The organism is Proteus sp. G2675, assembly GCF_963886535.1.
In the GTDB taxonomy this organism is placed as follows: Bacteria; Pseudomonadota; Gammaproteobacteria; order Enterobacterales; family Enterobacteriaceae; genus Proteus; species Proteus mirabilis.
On sequence record NZ_CAWPCB010000022.1, the window covers coordinates 68,640 to 87,762 of the forward strand.

Sequence of the window (19,123 nt, forward strand, 5' to 3'; positions counted from 1 at the left end):
CGAAATAATACCATAACTTGTTACGCAAAAAGCGAAACTCATCAGAATAGTGTGAACAAAAAAGAGCGTTTATTCATCTAACCATTTTTGTTTACTACTCAATACCCATTGCCGTTCTGTTATAAAACAATGTTCATCAACAACCGCAGGTAATGTTTGTAATGCAAGATGATGAAGCTCATTACGTAAGGTGACATAAGCTTGAGTTAATAACTGAGCCTCTTGTTCACTCATCACTTGGTATTTTGCCATTAATTCCAAAATTCGCACATTATCAGACCAACGGGTCAAAGCCGGATATTGATGTGAAAAGCGCAATACCAAATATTGTGCGATAAACTCAATATCAGTGATCCCCCCTGATGAGGCTTTTAAATCAAATGTATTGCTTTGAGTGGGTGCCAAATGCTGTACCATTTTTTGGCGCATCTCACGCACTTCCTGCTGCAGTACAGTTGCGTTACGTGCTAAACATAATGTTTCATGGCGAGTACGTGCAAACATCTGCTGTAATTGGTCATCGCCATAAATCATTCTTGCACGAATTAATGCTTGATGCTCCCAAGTCCAAGCTTCATTTTTCTGATACTCATCAAAGGCTTGAATAGTACTTACCAACATACCTGATTCACCGGAAGGACGTAAGCGTGCATCTACTTCATATAACACGCCGGAAGAGGTTCTGGTGCTAAATAGATGAATAATACGCTGCGCTAAACGTAAATAGAATTGGCGAGCATCAATCTGTTTTGCCCCCGTTGTCAGAATATTCATTGGGCAATCTAATAAAAAAACCAAATCTAAATCAGAACTATACCCTAATTCCCAGCCCCCTAATTTGCCATACCCAACGACCGCAAAACCTAAACCGTCTCGTTGCGCTAAATGCGCAGGTTCCCCATAGCGTTTCACCATATAGGACCATGCTTGGTGAACAACGGCATGGATAATGGCTTCCGCTAAATAGGTTAGGTGATCGCTGACTTTCATCACCGGTAATACCCCTGCAATATCCTCTGCGGCAATACGCAATAGCTGGGCTTGTTTAAATTGGCGTAATGCTTCTAAACGTTGCTCTTCATCTTCTTCTGGCACACGCAATAAATATTGACGTAATTCGTCCTGATAGGCATTTAATGGTAATGGTTGATAGAGGGAATGAGGATCGAGTAATTCATCCAATAATAATGGATGTCGTGTTAATTGTTCAGCAATCATCGGTGATGCAGCACATAAGCGCACTACGTGGGTTAATACTTCATCAGACTCTTGCATTAACTCTAGATAAGTGGTTCGACTTACAATGCCCAATAGCAACGGGGTGATACGCTGTAAGATCACCAACGCTTGTGGTTGAAGGCACACTTTAGCCAATAACTTAGGCATTAGCGCATCAAGCACATCACGCCCTCTAGGCCCTATAGTACGTTTACTGATATCTTGGCGAAACAGTTGCAGTGTTTGACAAATAGCTTGCCTATCTTCTGCCGTTAGCTCTTGATGAAAAAGCGTTACGCTATCAGGTAAACGCCCTAATAACCATAATCGCTTAAATTCGCTGACATCTTCTTCATCTTCATTTTCATCATCTTCGCCAATTAATTGCGTAAAAATAACGGAAACAGCCTGCATTTTTTGGTTAATTTGTTGATAGAGCATTTGCCAATCGTCAAATCCCATCGCAAACGCCAGTCGTGCCTTATCTTCAAGATTGTCAGGTAACGTTTGTGTTTGTTGATCCGCAATAGATTGAAGAAGATTTTCTAATCGACGTAAGAAAAGATAGCTATCTGCTAACTGTGATGTTTCTTGTGCAGAGAGTAATTCCAATTTAGCAATGACATTAAGCACTGTTAATAGTGAATGACTTTGTAGCTCAGGCTCTCTACCGCCTCGAATTAATTGAAAAACCTGAGTAATAAATTCAATTTCACGTATCCCCCCCGCTCCAAGCTTTATATTATCAATCATCCCTCGACGACGTACTTCACGACTTATCATCGATTTCATATTACGAAGAGATTGGATCACACTAAAATCGATATAGCGACGATAAACGAAAGGGCGCAACATTTGGCGTAAGATTTGGCAATACTCTTTTTTTTCTGCCCCCAAAACACGCGCTTTTACCATCGCATAGCGCTCCCAATCACGCCCTTGCTCTTGATAATAATCTTCAAGCGCGGCAAAGCTCATCACTAAAGGGCCACTTTCGCCAAAAGGACGTAAACGCATATCTACACGATAAACAAAACCATCCATTGTATGTTGATCTAACACTTTAATCAGTTTTTGCCCTAATCGGGTAAAAAACTGAGCATTATCTAATTCACGTCGCCCACCTTGAGTCACACCATTTTCAGGATAGGCAAAAATAAGATCGATATCAGAAGAGAAATTCAGTTCAAGTCCACCTAACTTGCCCATTCCCAAAATAAGTAATGGCTGAGGTTTTCCCTCTCTATCACAAGGCGTTCCCCACTGTTGGCAACATTGCTGATATAGCTTATCTTTGGCGACACTAATCAAGGTTTCCGCGAGTACACTCAATTGCTTGAGTGTACAGGGTGTATCACAGAGTTGGAAAAATTGTGACCAGGCAATACGCACTAATTGTTGATGACGGAACTGTCGTAAAATGGCCATCAAGTCATCTTCATTATCAACATGAGTGAGTTGTTGCTTTAATTGAGATGAGTAATTTTGCCACTCATCACTAACAGGTGGTGTTTGTCTGATTTCCGTTAACCAGTGAGGATTGACACGTAAATGCTCGGTTGCAAAGGGGCTAAAGGCAAAAAATTGCTGCTCTCGCTCACTAAAAGGGGCAAGCTCGTTGAGCTTTGTAGAAAACGTGCATTGTGCTTTATCCCATAATTGTTGAAACACACTGTTAGCAGACATAATAAACTCTCAATTGTCAGAAAATTAAGCGATAGCCAGCAACCACGCCATTGCAGATAATTTAAAATTCAGCCATAACACATGATAATAATCCGTTGCGCGGGTAAAGGATAACAACGAAAGATTATCGAGTGCTTGCTGCATTGATTCAGGTAACTGAGGCTGCTTTTTACACCAATCAGAAAACAGTGCTAACATAGCGGGCATAGTGAGTGTTGGTGGCGTCGGATTAGCAAAAATAGCTTCTTCTAACGCTTGAATAGCCGCTAACCACTTAGTCAGTTGTTCCGCTATTGTGTCATTAGGTGCAAGATTGACCACACTTAACGATAATGCGGGCTTATCTTTAGCAAGATAATAACCACGGGCAGCTTTACTGCGTGAAGCAAGTCGTAATCCCCCTTGTTCACCTAAAAAAGTCGCCAAAGCAATCACATCCGCCACTTGGCCTTTTTTTAGCTCCAGTTCAAACTCTTCAATAGGTAATTCATATTGCGCTGTACGAATAGTGCCTTTATCTAGCACCACTTCAATTTGACTCTCTAAATAATCCACCAGCCAAATTTCACGATGAAAATCGGTATGAAAAAGAACCTTTAATTGTGCTTGTAATGCCGTTAAATCGGTCTTATCCGGCCAAATTTCTGCTGGGAAACGGGTTAAATCGAGGGTTGGCTCATTTAATGTCACATTATATTCTGGGCGTTGATGTAACCCCGCAACTACTTTACCCGCTGTTTTAATTGTCATTTCATAATGAGAGTCAATGCCACGGATACGTAGCCCCATGTCCCAATTACGCATCTGATTATCGGAGGTTTCAAAGTAAAGATTAGTCAATTTATGCGGTGGTGTATGCTGGTATGGCAAAGTCAGAATGCGCTGAATAATCTGAGGAATAGCGGCAGGTATCGCACTAAGTTTGAGTTCGGTTTCTAATTGGCTCATTCTATTTCCCTTAAGTAAATCAATCGATTAGTAAAATATTTAACGCATTGTTATTTCGCAAATGGTAGTCTATTCACAATAATGAATAAAAGGCAGATTACCCTTATATTCTATCAGTTAAGACTGTTCTCATTCTGGTTTACTATTTGCTTACGCAAACTTTACTCTTTAGTATCAGTAAAAATATTCTCTTGTATAGATAAAAAAGTTGAAAACATAATGCGAAAATTACCTTTACTTTTTCTTTCCTTACTTGGCTTAGGCGTTTCTCTGAGCTCACACGCAGAAACTCGTTATGTTTCCGATGAATTATCCACCTATGTTCACAGTGGCCCTGGTAATCAATACCGTATTGTTGGCTCATTAAGTTCAGGGGCAACAGTTACGGTACTTTCTCGTAATGCCGCTACAGGTTATGTGCAAATCAAAGACGATAAAGATCGGACAGTTTGGTTACCAGAAAATCAATTAAGTACACAACCGAGTATGCGCACTCGCATTCCGGCTATGGAAAAAGAGATCCAAACCCTACGCGATAAATTAGCGAATATCGACCAAAGCTGGAACCAGCGCACAATTGACATGCAAAATAAAGTGTCAAACAGCGATGAAATTATCAATGGTTTGAAAAAAGAAAATGAGCAGATGAGAACAAAATTAGCGGTTGCTGAGAAAAAACTCGATTTTGCTAATCAACAATTAGATGATAGGCAGCGTGATATCATCTTACAGTGGTTTATGTATGGTGGTGGTGTTGCCGGTGCTGGTCTTATTTTGGGTTTAATATTGCCACATATTATTCCTCGTCGCCGTAAGCGTAATGACCGTTGGATGAATTAATCACAGGCAATTAAGGATCAAGATCCCGTGAAAATCTATCTTGTTGGTGGTGCTGTGCGCGACCAACTATTAAATTTACCGGTAAAAGACAGAGATTGGGTAGTGGTTGGCGCAACGCCAGAGACACTATTACAACAAGGCTACCAACAAGTGGGTAAAGATTTTCCGGTCTTTCTTCACCCTGATACTCACGAGGAGTACGCTTTAGCGCGTACCGAACGAAAATCAGGCTCAGGTTACACGGGATTTACCTGCTATGCAGCCCCTGATGTGACCTTAGAAGATGATTTGCAACGGCGTGATTTAACCATTAACGCCATTGCTTACTCTGCTAAAGGTGAATATATCGATCCCTATCATGGCATTGATGATATTCATGCCAAATTACTGCGCCATGTTTCTGATGCATTTAGTGAAGATCCATTAAGGGTACTACGTGTCGCTCGTTTTGCGGCTCGTTTTGCCCCTTTAGGTTTTACAATAGCGCCGGAGACGATGTCATTGATGCAAGAGATGACAAACAGTGGTGAATTAAATGCCCTCACGGCTGAACGAGTGTGGAAAGAAACGGAAAAAGCACTTCGCAGCCAAGCCCCACAAGTCTATTTTGAGATCTTACATCAATGTGGCGCTCTAAAAATACTTTTCCCTGAAATTAATGCACTCTTTGGCGTTCCTGCCCCTAAAAAGTGGCATCCTGAGATTGATACGGGTATCCATACCATGATGGTATTAGCCATGGCCAGCCGGTTGACTGACGATATCGCGGTACGTTTTAGCGCACTTTGTCATGATCTCGGTAAAGGTGTTACCCCGGTAGAAAATTGGCCTCACCATCACGGACATGGCCCTGCGGGTGTTCCTTTAGTTGAGGCTCTGTGCCAACGTTATCGTATTCCTAACCAGATACGTGATCTCGCCAAACTGGCAGCCAAATATCACGATCATCTCCACCGCATAGAAAAAATGCGCCCCTCAAAAATAATTCGACTTTTCGATGCGATTGATGCTTGGCGCAAACCAGAACGCATCGATCAACTCGCTATAATTAGCGAGGCCGATGCAAGGGGACGCCAAGGATCAGAAAATTTGCCTTATCCCCAAGGAATATTTTTTCGCCAAGCCTTTAAGATTGCCAATCAAGTTGATGTTAAATCAATTGTCAGTCGTGGTTTAAAAGGCAGTGCCATACGAGAAGCATTAACTAAACAAAGAGAAGTCGCGATAATAGAATGGAAATCGCGACTTTAACTATTGTGTGTGGCAAATATTAAGCGTAACGCTCAATAATCACCCCGACGTTGGCGGCTTGTGCTATCGCCCCTGGTTTAGCTAATTTTATTTTGACTCGTGGTACAGAAAACTGAGTTATCAGTAGCTGTGCCACTTCTTCAGCAACACGCTCGACTAATTCAAAACGTCGCTTTTCCACATACTCTATTATGGCGTGACTGACACTGGCATAATCTAAACAGTGAGCAACATCATCGGTTTGGGATGCGCGCTTATTATCCCACTCCATTTCGATATCGAACACTAACTTTTGCTTAATGGTTTTTTCCCAATCATAAACACCGATTGTGGTTATTACTGATAATTGTTCAATAAATACGATATCCATCACGTCATCTCTTATTTTTTCTGCTCATCGGATACCACTTCCGATGAAATATGCGTATTATCCATACATGTCTAACGAACGTTCATCAACATTGGAGAATACAAATGAGTGCTAACGCACTTGGAATGATCATCTTCGCCTATTTGTGCGGCTCAATCTCCAGCGCGATTTTGATTTGCCGACTGGCAAGACTCCCTGATCCAAGAAAATTTGGCTCTGGTAATCCTGGCGCCACCAATGTGCTACGTATTGGTGGTAAACTTGCAGCGGCATCTGTGCTTATCTGTGACGTCCTAAAAGGGATGATCCCCGTTTGGCTCGCCTATTACCTAAATGTGCCTCCCTTTTATCTCGGTATTGTCGCAATAGCGGCTTGCCTAGGCCATATTTACCCTGTTTTTTTCCACTTTAAAGGCGGAAAAGGGGTTGCTACTGCATTTGGCTCTATCGCTGCTATTGGTTGGGATCTTAGCGGACTGATTGCGGGAACATGGCTACTAACTGTTTTACTCAGTGGCTATTCCTCACTGGGTGCTATTATCAGTGCATTGCTTGCCCCATTTTATGTCTGGTGGTTTAAACCCGAATTCACTTATCCCGTTGCACTATTATCATGCTTAGTACTTTACCGTCATCATGACAATATTCAACGTTTATGGCGAGGACAAGAGAGTCGCATTTGGCATAAGCTGAAAAAAAAGACAGAGAAAACAGATAAAGAGATAATCCAAGAAGCCAAAGAGCAAGAAAAAGAAGATTAACGCTTATCCTTATTAAAAAAAGGTCATTTATTAACTAAGTGACCTTTTTTATTTAATAATAAAATTCTATTATAAAATATAAATAAATTAAAAATAATCACACATAAAAAAACACCCTTTTTATATTCGAAAAATAAAAATAATAAATAACATTATTAATAATACCCTTCTATATTTAGATTAAATATATCAACATTGGTTTTATTTATTACAAAAAAACATTAAAAATAAAAATCTTAAATAAGATAAACTTATATAAAAAATCAAATTTAACGAAATAAATAGCTTGAAAAAAAACCAACTTACATCTATTAATTAATAACCATAAAAAAATAATCATTTAACTCTGTGAAACATTGGAGTTCACCATGCTACAAAAAATATCTGCCAATAAAATTGCATTAATAAAAAGAATGCAACTTAGTACTCCTACATTAGTCGATATTCTCGATAGTTTAGGAAAAACCATTGTATTAAATAGTCAATTAAAAAGTATTAACCTAGAAAACTTTTATTCTGTTGGACAAGCTTATACTGTGCAATGGAAATTAATTAGAAAACAAAAATCTATTTTAAATAAACAACCTTCTACGTGGGAACAAGTTAGTTCTTTTTTAGTCCCTGAAATAACAGATGCAAAAGGATTATTCTATATAGCCGGAGGACATGAACTAATAACAGAAGCAGCACTTGCAGGTGGCATGAGTTGTACTTATTTTGAAAAATTAGGCTTTGAAGGAGTTATTTTAGGGGGAGCGGTACGAGACAAGAAAGATCTCACCAATCTAACCATTCCAGTCATTGCCACCAATCTTACTCCTACAGATACACAAGGCGCTTATTTTGTCAGTGAGACTGGCACTCAATGCACCATTGAGCATGCCACAATCTGTAGTGGTGATTTAGTGATATCCGACCCTAATGGCACCGTGATTATCCCTTTTTCACTCGTCGATAATGTTCTAGAAGAAGCGATTAAGATAGATAGCATTGAAAATAACATGCTAGAAAAAATCAAACATGGACAACGTTTACCAGAACTTATCAATATAACGGGACGTATATAATAAATAAAGGTGACTGACCATGATAAATATTCATACATTGGGTCCTGCAGGAACAAACTGTGAGAAAGCCGCTTATTATTGGCTAAATAAAAATAATCAACAAGGAAATATTATTCTTCACCCTACATTAGAAACCGCAGTAAAAGAAATGGAGGTAAGCCAAAATAGTATTCTATTAGGTTGTATTGTTTATCCTTTTTTACACAATATTGTTTTTAATAATCTCTCTTTTATCAAATTAACAGATTGTTTTGTTATGGATACCCATAACATGCTATTTGCTAGCCGATTTAATAATATTAAGGAGATAAAAAAGTTAGGTTCTCATCCCGCACCACAAGATCTATTTAGAAAAATAACAGAACTCGATAATATTGAAAGAGTTCTTTTTAATTCAAATAGTGAAGCAGCACTTCAATGTGGTTTAGGGCGAGTAGATGGCTGTATTACCACACTTAGTGCAGCTAAAAAATATCATTTAAATATTTTATATGATTTTGGCCCTGTCCCTATGGGATTTTCTATTCATTCAAAATTAAATTAAGTAATTAATTACATCACAACAGTCAAAACGTTAATTATCTAGTCACTTGGTTAATAAAAAGGAAAAAACTATGAGCTTATATTTATCTAGTGAAATGATCTCTTATGATATGGATCTAAATAGAAACGAAGGTGAAGAAAGTAAAATTCAAGCTAAATTTATTCATGGCTCTAATTTTACAATGGCATTTTGGACATTTAAAACTAATGCCATTATTCCTGAACATAAACATGAACATGAAACTGCCACATCTATACTAAAAGGCTCTTTGAAACTGACGGTAAATAACCGCATTGTTTATTTACATGCTGGCGACTCTTTTATTATTCCCTCATGGGCCGTTCATCACGCAATTGCTTTAGAGCCTTCTGAGGTTATTGATGTCTATACCCCCGTTAGAGAAGACTATGTTGCAAGGCAAAATGGCGTCATTAAAACCTATTTAGAAACATCTCAACCCCAAGGATAACAAAAAGCGAGGATCACCTCGCTTTTTCTATTCTTACTATAATCGCAGGAGCACTTTCTATGTTTAGCACCTATAATATTGATGTTTTAACAGAACAAAATCATCAATATTTACCAATAGAAAACACCCTATCATTACAGAATATATTTTCCATCTCTTGGCACCCATCATTATGGAAATCTTTACCCGCCAAGCAACTCCCTGAATACCCAGATATACATGCCTTAAATTATTGCAAAGAAAAGCTTAAGCATTATCCCCCGCTAATTTTAGCTTCCGAAATCAGAGCATTTAAAAATTTATTAAAACTTGTTGCAAATGGTGAAGCTTTTCTTCTGCAAGGAGGAGACTGTGCAGAATCTTTTGATGATTGCCAAGCCACTATTATCCGTGATTTAACATTCACTTTATCGCAAATGTCCGCATTAATTGAACAATCAACGGGATTGCCGGTGATTAAATTAGGTCGTATGGCTGGACAATACGCTAAACCTCGTAGCCAAGCATTTGAAACACAAAATGGCTTAACTTTACCCAGCTATCGAGGAGAAATTATTAATGGTCTTGATTTTTCAGTTAAAAGTAGAGAGCCAGATCCGATTAGAATGATAACTGCCTATCATCACTCAGCAGCGACCTTAAATCTGTTACGTGCGATGAATTATACACAATATACCAAGCAACAATGGGCCTTGGATATTAACGCTCATCCTGGCTCTACAGAGCCTGAGCATTATTTCCATTTGCTAGAACAACTCTATCATTCACAACACCATATTATTAATAAACAGCCCGATACCTCTTCTTATTATGTTAGTCATGAAGCTTTGTTACTGCATTATGAGGAATCGATGACTCGTCAAGATTCCATTGACAACAAATGGTATAACTGTTCAGCACATATGGTTTGGGTAGGAGAACGAACAACCGATATTGATCATGCCCATATCGAGTACCTACGAGGTATTGAAAACCCTATCGGTATAAAATGCAGCACCAGAATGTCAGGAGAAAAACTGATTAAGCTAATAGATACTCTTAACCCGAGCAATGAAGTTGGAAAAATTATCTTAATCATTCGCGTGGGTAAAGATGCTATTCATGCATATCTTCCGGAATTAGTAAGAACGGTAAAAGAACATCAACGAGCGGTTATTTGGCAAATAGATCCAATGCATGGCAATACACAATCAGCAAATGACAGTATGAAAACCCGACATTTCAATGATATTGCCGAAGAAACTCGTGCTTTTATTCATATTTTACATGAGATGGGCATACAGGCTGGAGGGATACATTTAGAAATGACCGGACAAGAAGTCACTGAATGTACTGGAGGATTGCAACAAATTCGATACACTGACCTAAGTCATGGTTATCAAACTTTATGTGACCCTCGTCTTAACCGGACACAATCATTAGAGTTAGCCTTCTTGGTTGGACGGCATTGGCATAATTCACTTTAATTGTAACCAAACATAAGTGCTTAGTACTTAAGCCAAGCACTTATCATTGCCAACACCGCCAATGGCTAATTATTTATCCGCTAAAGCAGGTAATTCAGCTAAAGGCCAACGTGGTCTCACTGTCACCCCTAAAGGCCCCTCGGTACCACCTTTAAAACGGATCATCCCCGCCAAAGCAATCATGGCACCATTATCGGTACATAACTCAGGGCGAGCATAAAACACTTCCCCTCCGAGTTGTTCCATTATCATCGCCATTTTGGCGCGTAAAGTACGGTTAGCACTTACGCCCCCAGCCATCACTAAGCGTTTAAAGCCTGTTTGCTCTAATGCTCGACGACATTTTATTGCCAAAGTATCTACTACGGCATCTTCAAAAGCACGCGCAATATCTGCTCGAGTTTGCTCTGAATCATCGTTTTGACGAATGGTATTAGCGGCAAAGGTTTTTAAACCAGAGAAACTAAAGTCGAGTCCGGGTCTGTCTGTCATGGGACGAGGAAAAACAAAACGTCCTTCTACACCTTGTTGTGCCATTTTTGATAAAACAGGGCCGCCGGGATAATCAAGCCCCAATAGCTTGGCTGTTTTATCAAATGCTTCACCGGCAGCATCATCAATAGACTCACCTAACAGGGTATATTCCCCAATCCCTGTTACACTAATTAATTGTGTATGCCCCCCCGAGACAAGTAACGCCACGAAAGGAAAATCTGGCGTTTTCTCTTCAAGCATCGGTGCTAATAAATGCCCTTCCATATGGTGAACTGGAATAGCAGGCACATCCCATGCAAACGCCAGAGAACGACCAATAGTCGCCCCCACCAGCAATGCCCCTACCAGCCCTGGTCCTGCAGTATAAGCGACCGCATCAATATCTTTTGCAGTTAAATTTGCTTCTTTAAGGGCGGCTTGGATCAGTGGCACTGTTTTGCGGATATGATCTCGTGAAGCAAGCTCGGGAACAACACCACCATAGTCGGCGTGCAGTTTTATTTGGCTATAGAGTTGATTCGCTAACAGACCGGCTTTATCATCGTAAATTGCGATACCGGTTTCATCGCAAGATGTTTCAATACCTAAAACTCGCATGACGCTTCCAAATTCTTCCTCGCGCAATGGCGTAATGGATCGATTGTAGCATTATTTCGCTAATTTAATACGCCTTCGCCACAACTTTTACATACCAGTATGTGACAAATTTCTTTTTCTGGTCTATAATTACCCACCTATTTTACATGATTTAAATGTGTGGTTAGCAACTATCACGTTGTGTTTTGAATAAATTAAGACACAAAAGTGAGAGTTTGCGTTTCAATTTTGTGCATCTCTTTACAAAGTGCCCTGCTTTGAAGTAAAATTCCGCACCATTTTAAATGTCGGCTGGCTAAAATCATGCCAGCACAAACCGATTTCTATTGAGGTGAGAGGCACATGCCGGTAATCAAAGTACGTGAAAACGAGCCATTTGACGTTGCTCTTCGTCGTTTCAAACGCTCTTGCGAAAAAGCAGGCGTATTAGCAGAAGTTCGTCGTCGTGAATTTTATGAAAAACCAACGACTGAGCGTAAACGCGCTAAAGCATCAGCAGTAAAACGTCACGCTAAAAAATTAGCTCGCGAAAACGCACGTCGTACTCGTCTGTACTAATATTTTGCGGCTGATACCGCAATTTATGCAGACACTGTAGTCGCAGTTAAAAGGCCGTGCTTTCTTATGAGAGCGCGGCTTATTCTCGTTCAACAACAGGCGTAAAAGGGCTTATGGCTGGACGAATTCCACGTTCATTTATCAATGATTTATTAGCACGAACCGATATCATCGATCTTATCGACGCTCGTGTGCCGCTTAAAAAACAAGGCAAAAATCATTCAGCGTGTTGTCCGTTTCATAATGAAAAAACGCCCTCTTTTACAGTAAATAGCGACAAACAGTTTTATCACTGTTTTGGTTGCGGTGCGCATGGCAATGCTATTGATTTTTTGATGAACTACGACAGACTTGATTTTGTCGAAACCATTGAAGAGTTAGCAGCAATGCATGGGTTAGAAGTTCCTTATGAATCAGGAACTGGCAGTAGCCCGATTGAGCGACATATAAGACAAAATCTCTATCAAGTGATGGAGAAATTGAATCAGTATTACAAAAGCACCCTCAATACCCCTGACGCTCAGGAAGCAAGAAATTATCTTGCGCATCGCGGGCTAAGTGAAGAGGTTATTACCCGCTTTTCTATCGGCTTTGTACCTACGGGTTGGAACAATATCCTAAAACGTTTTGGGCAAAATCCCGATAATCAAGCCCTGTTACTTGAAGCAGGAATGGTAATAACAAACGATAAAGGTCGCACTTATGACCGTTTTCGTCAGCGCGTTATGTTTCCGATTAGAGACAGACGAGGTCGTGTTATTGCATTTGGTGGACGTGTATTAGGTGATGATTTACCCAAATACTTAAACTCCCCAGAAACAGAGATTTTCCATAAAGGCCGCCAACTTTACGGGCTTTATGAAGCACAACAGACTCACCCTAACCCAGCTAAGTTATTAGTGGTTGAAGGTTATATGGATGTTGTGGCATTAGCGCAGTTTGGTATTGATTATGCTGTCGCCTCGTTGGGTACATCAACAACCGCAGAGCATATCCAGTTGCTGTTTAGAACTACGGATAACGTTATTTGCTGCTATGATGGTGATAGAGCAGGACGAGATGCCGCATGGCGAGCATTAGAAACTGCACTGCCTTTTTTAAACGATGGCCGTTCTTTACGTTTTATGTTTTTACCTGAAGGCGATGATCCTGATTCACTGGTTCGCCGCGAAGGGAAAGAGGCATTTGAAAAACGAATGGAACAAGCACACTCTTTATCTGAGTTTTTATTTGATTCGCTGGTTCCACAAGTGGATTTGAGCACCCAAGAAGGCAATGGCAAACTCTATAGTTTAGCGCGCCCATTAATTGATCAGATCCCAAGTGAGACTTTACGTCTATATTTATTAAGAGAGCTTGGAAATTTAACGGGAAATCCCGATATTGAGCAGATGGATCGTTTATTTGGTAGAAACTCGCTACATCACGAAACATCGTATCAACCGACAAAACTACGTACTACACCAATGCGTATTTTAATTGCCTTGTTGATACAAAATCCCGAGTTTTGCCAATTAGTGCCACCGCTTGAGGGGCTAAATACAGAAAAAATAGCGGGTTTATCGCTTTTTATTGAATTAGTTTCTCTTTGCCAAGCACAGCCAGGCTTGAATACAGGTCAGATTATCGAACTCTATCGAGAGAATAAATTCGGTAAACAACTTGAAAAACTGGCGATGTGGAACGATATAGATATAGATGAGATAGCTGAAAAAACATTTACAGATACGTTAGATCATCTCTTTTTAACCGCAATGGATGAACGTTTAAACGCCCTCATTGCCAAAGAGAGAACTGAAGGTCTAACACAAAATGAACGCGAAGAAGTCCAATTGATAATACAGGCTCGCGTTAAAAAGTAAAACCTAAATTAAGATTAAAAACACGGCTTAATTGCCGCTATCGGTAGGTATAAAAAATAACCTACATTTGCTACGCTGAGGGGATCGTAGCAATCGACAATGAAAATGCCCCTCCGTAGTTATTGTTGGCTGAACCGTTTATCGCCGACCGACACCAACCCAAATTACTTTGAAGTGTGGATACCGTCTTATGGAGCAAAACCCGCAGTCACAGCTGAAGCTACTTGTTACGAAAGGTAAGGAGCAAGGCTACCTGACCTATGCTGAGGTCAATGACCATCTGCCGGAAGATATCGTCGATTCAGATCAAATCGAAGACATCATCCAGATGATTAACGACATGGGCATTCAGGTCATGGAAGAAGCACCTGATGCCGATGATCTGATGTTGGCAGAAAATTCAAATGACACTGATGATGATGCTGTCGAAGCCGCTGCTCAGGTACTTTCTAGTGTAGAATCTGAAATTGGCCGTACAACCGATCCTGTGCGTATGTATATGCGCGAAATGGGAACCGTTGAACTGCTCACCCGGGAAGGTGAAATTGATATCGCAAAACGCATTGAAGATGGTATTAACCAAGTTCAATGCTCAGTTGCTGAATATCCTGAAGCAATCACTTATCTTCTTGAACAATATGATCGTGTTGAAGCCGGTGAAGCGCGTCTTTCTGATTTAATTACTGCCTTTATTGACCCTAATGCCGAAGAAGTGGCAGAAAGTGATGATGTCAATTTAGGCAAAGACGACGATGAAATCGACAACAGCGCCGATGACGAAGATGAAGACGAAGATGAAGATAGCGACACAGACAGCGATAGCGATGATGATAACAGCATCGATCCTGAACTTGCTCGCCAAAAATTCACCGAGCTTCGTGAACAGTACGAAAAAACGCGTCAATCTATTAAGGCCAAAGGTCGTAATCATAAAGATACCGAACTGGAAATTTTACAGTTATCAGAAATTTTCAAACAGTTCCGCTTAGTGCCAAAACAGTTTGATTATCTGGTTAACAACATGCGTGAAATGATGGACAGAGTCCGTGCTCAAGAGCGTCACATCATGCGTCTTTGTGTTGATCAGGTCAAAATGCCTAAGAAAAACTTCATTACTCTGTTTACAGGTAATGAAACTAACGACACATGGTTTACTGCCGCTCGTGCGATGAATAAACCTTGGTCTGAAAAACTGGCAGGTATTGAAGAAGAAGTACAACGTAGCTTACAAAAGTTACAACAAATTGAAGTTGAAACAGGACTGACAATCGAACAGGTTAAAGATATTAACCGTCGTATGTCTATCGGTGAAGCAAAAGCACGCCGTGCGAAAAAAGAGATGGTCGAAGCGAACTTACGTTTAGTTATCTCTATCGCGAAAAAATATACCAACCGTGGCTTACAGTTCCTTGACCTGATCCAGGAAGGGAATATTGGTCTAATGAAAGCGGTTGATAAATTTGAATATCGTCGTGGTTATAAGTTCTCAACTTATGCAACATGGTGGATCCGTCAGGCTATTACTCGTTCAATCGCCGATCAGGCACGTACCATTCGTATTCCGGTACATATGATTGAAACGATTAATAAGCTAAACCGTATCTCGCGCCAAATGTTGCAAGAGATGGGACGTGAGCCTTCACCAGAAGAGCTTGCAGAACGTATGCTGATGCCTGAAGATAAAATCCGTAAGGTACTAAAAATCGCTAAAGAGCCTATCTCCATGGAAACCCCAATTGGTGACGATGAAGATTCACATTTAGGTGATTTTATCGAGGATACTACCCTCGAATTACCTCTGGATTCAGCAACATCAGAAAGTTTACGTTCAGCGACACACGAAGTATTAGGTGGTTTAACACTGCGTGAAGCTAAAGTCCTGCGTATGCGCTTTGGTATCGATATGAATACCGACCATACATTGGAAGAAGTGGGTAAACAATTTGATGTTACCCGTGAACGTATCCGTCAGATTGAAGCAAAAGCGTTGCGTAAATTACGCCACCCAAGCCGTTCTGAAGTGCTACGTAGCTTCCTTGATGAATAATCAATCTCTTTGATTTTGGTAGTAATACAAACGCCTGTGACTCACAGGCGTTTTTTATTATCTGGTCTAAACCATATCTGTTTTCAGCGCTGATAATTTACTTTTATCATTCCTATTCTCTTTTTGGTCTATCTTAAGTAACCGCTATCGTTTTCGCTAAAAATCTGCTGATTTTTTCTACCTCTATTTACAAAAAATCACCCTTTTATTTTTACCCTTGTCGATTTTTTACTCATCAAGTCTTTCTTTTTAAACTATCTCATTGAAATAAAAGATTATTATTTAATTTATTTTTTCTGCTCTATATTGAACATAAATTGCGCATACAGTCACACAAAGGCTAGACCTCGCCTCAAATGGCACGTATAATCTCACACCATTAAGGCCCCTTAGCTCAGTTGGTTAGAGCAGTCGACTCATAATCGATTGGTCACTGGTTCAAGTCCAGTAGGGGCCACCAAATTTTAGCTGTTAAATCAGCATATTAAGCCACTTTGAGAAAAGTGGCTTTTTTGTATCTAAGGGTTATTGCCCCCTTTTTGCCCCCTGAGATTTTTTTACTGCCCTAATTTTTTTCATGACATGTTACGACGACTTTTATTTTCTCAAAGTATGTCATGCTAATTTTCCCCAATATATTTGTAATTCATTTCAGTTTCAAAAATCTATATAGCCACCAGCTTAACGGACAGTTCGCCAGCACGCGGAAGCGAATCACAAAACCGACCATGTAGTTTGGTGTATTTGTGACAAACTGTGCTCAGCATATACAGATCCCCTGTGGTTTATTACTCAGGACTTTCAGTATCCCCCTCCTTACTACTGACGAAATTTGATGGAGATGTAGGTAAATCGTCCCAATATAAAAACCAGATTTTTGTTTTTTTAACTACATAAAAAATATAATTAATTTAAGGTAAGTATTATATTATTATAAAAAATTGTAATTATTATTTTATAAGGGTCGGTATGTATTTTTTTCTTGGTTTTTTGTTGTTTCTAATTGTTTTGATGGTTATTTGCAGGATTAGAGTTTTATGGTTGGCAAGAAAAAACACAATAACTGAAAAGGATTTTAAAACCTTCAAAGAGTATAACAATATTGAAGATTATGAAAAAGAAGCAAAGCAAGCTGTTTATGCAACAACAATAAGCAAAACTATTTTTGAAAAATGCCAATGTCTCATAACATTAAGAACAATGCTTGAATCCCTACACACTGATTATGAAAAATATGAAAAAGTAAATCCGTTATTAATGGAGCTATTACGCAAAAAATTTACTTTTACATACTCCGCTTTCATTACTATCTATCCAGAACCCATCGAAGAAAGCGGGCTAGAACGATTTAGTTTAATTAATACAAAAAAATACTGTCCAGAACATGTATGGAAACATATTCTCAAATCCGCTATTTATACCAATGAAGAATTGGATGACTATTTTGGGTCGCAGGAATTACCCCCACTGGAGCGGATGTGTACAGATATGGATTTATATAACGAGTTTAAAGGCACGGTTTTATTTGATGAAGTGATCGGGTGCTATGTTGATGAAGAAAACGAAGGATCTCAAATTTTTGATAATGAGGTTTATTCTGTTACCGAAGAACAGTTACGCCAGTGGCTAGATGAAGAGCTTGCATTTCTGAGTTATGTCACTGAAGGTCTTTTGAATATTTGTATTGAATACATAAGAAAAGAGAATGGAATTATAAGGGTTTGAAGTGATGGACAAAAACAAACTTAAAAATCTTAAGTTTTTTTGAAAATACCCCATTGGTTCAGCATTTGAATTATTCCCTTTCTGAAGATGAGGAAAGAAATTAAGTGTATTATGAAAGTCTGAACTTTCGGACTGGGCTATATCAACTATATTGTTGATATAACAATCTTAATCTTTCAATAGAATTAATTAGATTATTATTTATTTTATTGCGATAATAACTTAACAAACTTTCTTTTTATATCACTATTATTATGGTCATACGTCCTAATCAACACTGGTTTTTTCGGTTATTTGATTGGCACGGTTCAGTGCTATCAAAAATAATCTTTCGCTTATGTCTTAATATTGCAATGTCTATTATCGCTATTTTGGTTTATCAATGGTATGAGTTATTAGGTATTCATTTAACTGTTGCCCCATTTAGTTTATTAGGTATTGCTATCGCAATATTTCTTGGTTTTAGAAATAATGCAAGTTATAGCCGACTTGTGGAGGCAAGGACATTATGGGGAAATATGTTAATTACCCATCGCAACATATTAAGAAATATAAAAGCCTTATTACCGGAAGATAAACAATTTAATCGTGACTTTTCCAATCTACTTATTGCTTTTAGTTGGAGTCTAAAACATGAGCTAAGAAAAACAAACCCAATGGTCGATCTCTATCGCCTCTTACCCCGACCTTTATTTGATGAGATAATGAATAGCCCTTACCCCACTAATCGGATTTTATTACATATTGGCCTAAAAATTGGCGAGTTGCGAGATAACAAAGTAATAAGTGATGTTATCTTTCAATCAATTAATAAAGATATTAATAACTTATCTGATGTATTGGGTGGCTGTGAACGTATTTCAAATACTCCTGTACCTTTTGCCTATACGCTCATATTGCAACGTACGGTATATCTATTCTGTGCTCTGCTACCTTTTGCATTGGTTGCCGATCTCCACTATATGACGCCATTTGTTTCCGTATTTATCTCTTATACTTTTTTATCTTGGGACTCATTAGCTGAAGAGTTAGAAGATCCATTCGGTGTTTCTGCCAATGACTTACCATTAAATGCAATATGTAACACCATAGAAAGGAATTTATTAGAGATGCAAGATATCACTCCACTCCCCATCAGAGTTAAACCTGACCAATATTATAATTTATTGTAATTAATAAAATAAAAACAAATAAAAAAGACAGTGTTAATTAATAACAC

Annotated in this window: 16 protein-coding genes and 1 tRNA gene; 13 read left to right on the top strand and 4 right to left on the bottom strand. The window is 39.1% G+C overall.

The genetic code is table 11. The annotated features are described in order from the left end of the window. Positions 1-69: 69 nt before the first annotated feature. Together glnE and AACQ49_RS05325 are read right to left on the bottom strand one after the other, a co-directional pair. Positions 70-2,904, bottom strand: a complete 2,835-nt coding sequence (glnE, locus tag AACQ49_RS05320; RefSeq protein ID WP_161778922.1) for a bifunctional [glutamate--ammonia ligase]-adenylyl-L-tyrosine phosphorylase/[glutamate--ammonia-ligase] adenylyltransferase — start codon at positions 2,902-2,904, stop codon at positions 70-72. Between the two features lie 24 nt (positions 2,905-2,928). Next, complete coding sequence (locus AACQ49_RS05325; RefSeq protein WP_004245571.1) at positions 2,929-3,852, bottom strand: CYTH domain-containing protein; 924 nt, start codon at positions 3,850-3,852, stop codon at positions 2,929-2,931. Between the two features lie 219 nt (positions 3,853-4,071). Between AACQ49_RS05325 and AACQ49_RS05330 the strand changes: the two genes are divergently transcribed. Further along, positions 4,072-4,692 carry a TIGR04211 family SH3 domain-containing protein gene (locus tag AACQ49_RS05330; RefSeq protein ID WP_012368329.1) on the top strand — a complete coding sequence of 207 codons (621 nt, stop codon included), beginning with the start codon at positions 4,072-4,074 and terminating at the stop codon, positions 4,690-4,692. A gap of 27 nt (positions 4,693-4,719) precedes the next feature. Further along, positions 4,720-5,943, top strand: coding sequence for a multifunctional CCA addition/repair protein (locus AACQ49_RS05335; protein ID WP_161778923.1), 1,224 nt, complete (start codon positions 4,720-4,722; stop codon positions 5,941-5,943). A 19-nt stretch (positions 5,944-5,962) separates the two neighbouring features. Here the strand turns inward: AACQ49_RS05335 and folB are convergent, their stop codons facing one another. Beyond that, on the bottom strand, positions 5,963-6,313 hold the full coding sequence (folB, locus tag AACQ49_RS05340; protein WP_004245575.1) for a bifunctional dihydroneopterin aldolase/7,8-dihydroneopterin epimerase: 351 nt from the start codon (positions 6,311-6,313) through the stop codon (positions 5,963-5,965). Positions 6,314-6,417: 104 nt separating this feature from the next. Between folB and plsY the strand changes: the two genes are divergently transcribed. The 5 genes from plsY to AACQ49_RS05365 all read left to right on the top strand — a co-directional run bounded on the left by plsY (position 6,418) and on the right by AACQ49_RS05365 (position 10,620). Further along, the gene (plsY, locus tag AACQ49_RS05345; protein WP_004245577.1) at positions 6,418-7,074 is read left to right on the top strand and encodes a glycerol-3-phosphate 1-O-acyltransferase PlsY; all 657 of its coding nucleotides are present in this window, start codon (positions 6,418-6,420) and stop codon (positions 7,072-7,074) included. Positions 7,075-7,442: 368 nt separating this feature from the next. Next, complete coding sequence (locus AACQ49_RS05350; RefSeq protein WP_004249461.1) at positions 7,443-8,141, top strand: RraA family protein; 699 nt, start codon at positions 7,443-7,445, stop codon at positions 8,139-8,141. A 19-nt stretch (positions 8,142-8,160) separates the two neighbouring features. Continuing rightward, positions 8,161-8,685, top strand: a complete 525-nt coding sequence (locus AACQ49_RS05355) for a prephenate dehydratase domain-containing protein (protein WP_004245580.1) — start codon at positions 8,161-8,163, stop codon at positions 8,683-8,685. A 70-nt stretch (positions 8,686-8,755) separates the two neighbouring features. Continuing rightward, on the top strand, positions 8,756-9,154 hold the full coding sequence (locus tag AACQ49_RS05360; protein WP_004245582.1) for a cupin domain-containing protein: 399 nt from the start codon (positions 8,756-8,758) through the stop codon (positions 9,152-9,154). Between the two features lie 59 nt (positions 9,155-9,213). After that, positions 9,214-10,620 carry a 3-deoxy-7-phosphoheptulonate synthase class II gene (locus AACQ49_RS05365; RefSeq protein ID WP_004245583.1) on the top strand — a complete coding sequence of 469 codons (1,407 nt, stop codon included), beginning with the start codon at positions 9,214-9,216 and terminating at the stop codon, positions 10,618-10,620. Between the two features lie 69 nt (positions 10,621-10,689). Here AACQ49_RS05365 and tsaD read toward each other — a convergent pair whose 3' ends face one another. Beyond that, positions 10,690-11,712 (bottom strand): tRNA (adenosine(37)-N6)-threonylcarbamoyltransferase complex transferase subunit TsaD, encoded by a 1,023-nt coding sequence (gene tsaD / locus AACQ49_RS05370; RefSeq protein ID WP_004245584.1) that lies wholly within the window; start codon positions 11,710-11,712, stop codon positions 10,690-10,692. A gap of 342 nt (positions 11,713-12,054) precedes the next feature. Between tsaD and rpsU the strand changes: the two genes are divergently transcribed. The 6 genes from rpsU (at position 12,055) to AACQ49_RS05400 (ending at position 19,076) form a co-directional block, all read left to right on the top strand. Continuing rightward, positions 12,055-12,270, top strand: coding sequence for a 30S ribosomal protein S21 (gene rpsU, locus AACQ49_RS05375; RefSeq protein ID WP_001144069.1), 216 nt, complete (start codon positions 12,055-12,057; stop codon positions 12,268-12,270). A 113-nt stretch (positions 12,271-12,383) separates the two neighbouring features. Further along, on the top strand, positions 12,384-14,132 hold the full coding sequence (dnaG, locus tag AACQ49_RS05380) for a DNA primase (RefSeq protein ID WP_088207049.1): 1,749 nt from the start codon (positions 12,384-12,386) through the stop codon (positions 14,130-14,132). Positions 14,133-14,322: 190 nt separating this feature from the next. Continuing rightward, complete coding sequence (gene rpoD, locus AACQ49_RS05385) at positions 14,323-16,179, top strand: RNA polymerase sigma factor RpoD (RefSeq protein WP_004245586.1); 1,857 nt, start codon at positions 14,323-14,325, stop codon at positions 16,177-16,179. 383 nt (positions 16,180-16,562) lie between these two features. Then, a tRNA-Ile gene (locus AACQ49_RS05390) sits at positions 16,563-16,639 on the top strand. A 581-nt stretch (positions 16,640-17,220) separates the two neighbouring features. Next, complete coding sequence (locus tag AACQ49_RS05395; protein WP_223302946.1) at positions 17,221-17,904, top strand: DNA-binding protein; 684 nt, start codon at positions 17,221-17,223, stop codon at positions 17,902-17,904. A 254-nt stretch (positions 17,905-18,158) separates the two neighbouring features. After that, positions 18,159-19,076, top strand: a complete 918-nt coding sequence (locus AACQ49_RS05400; RefSeq protein WP_004249454.1) for a bestrophin family protein — start codon at positions 18,159-18,161, stop codon at positions 19,074-19,076. The last annotated feature ends 47 nt before the right edge of the window (positions 19,077-19,123 follow it).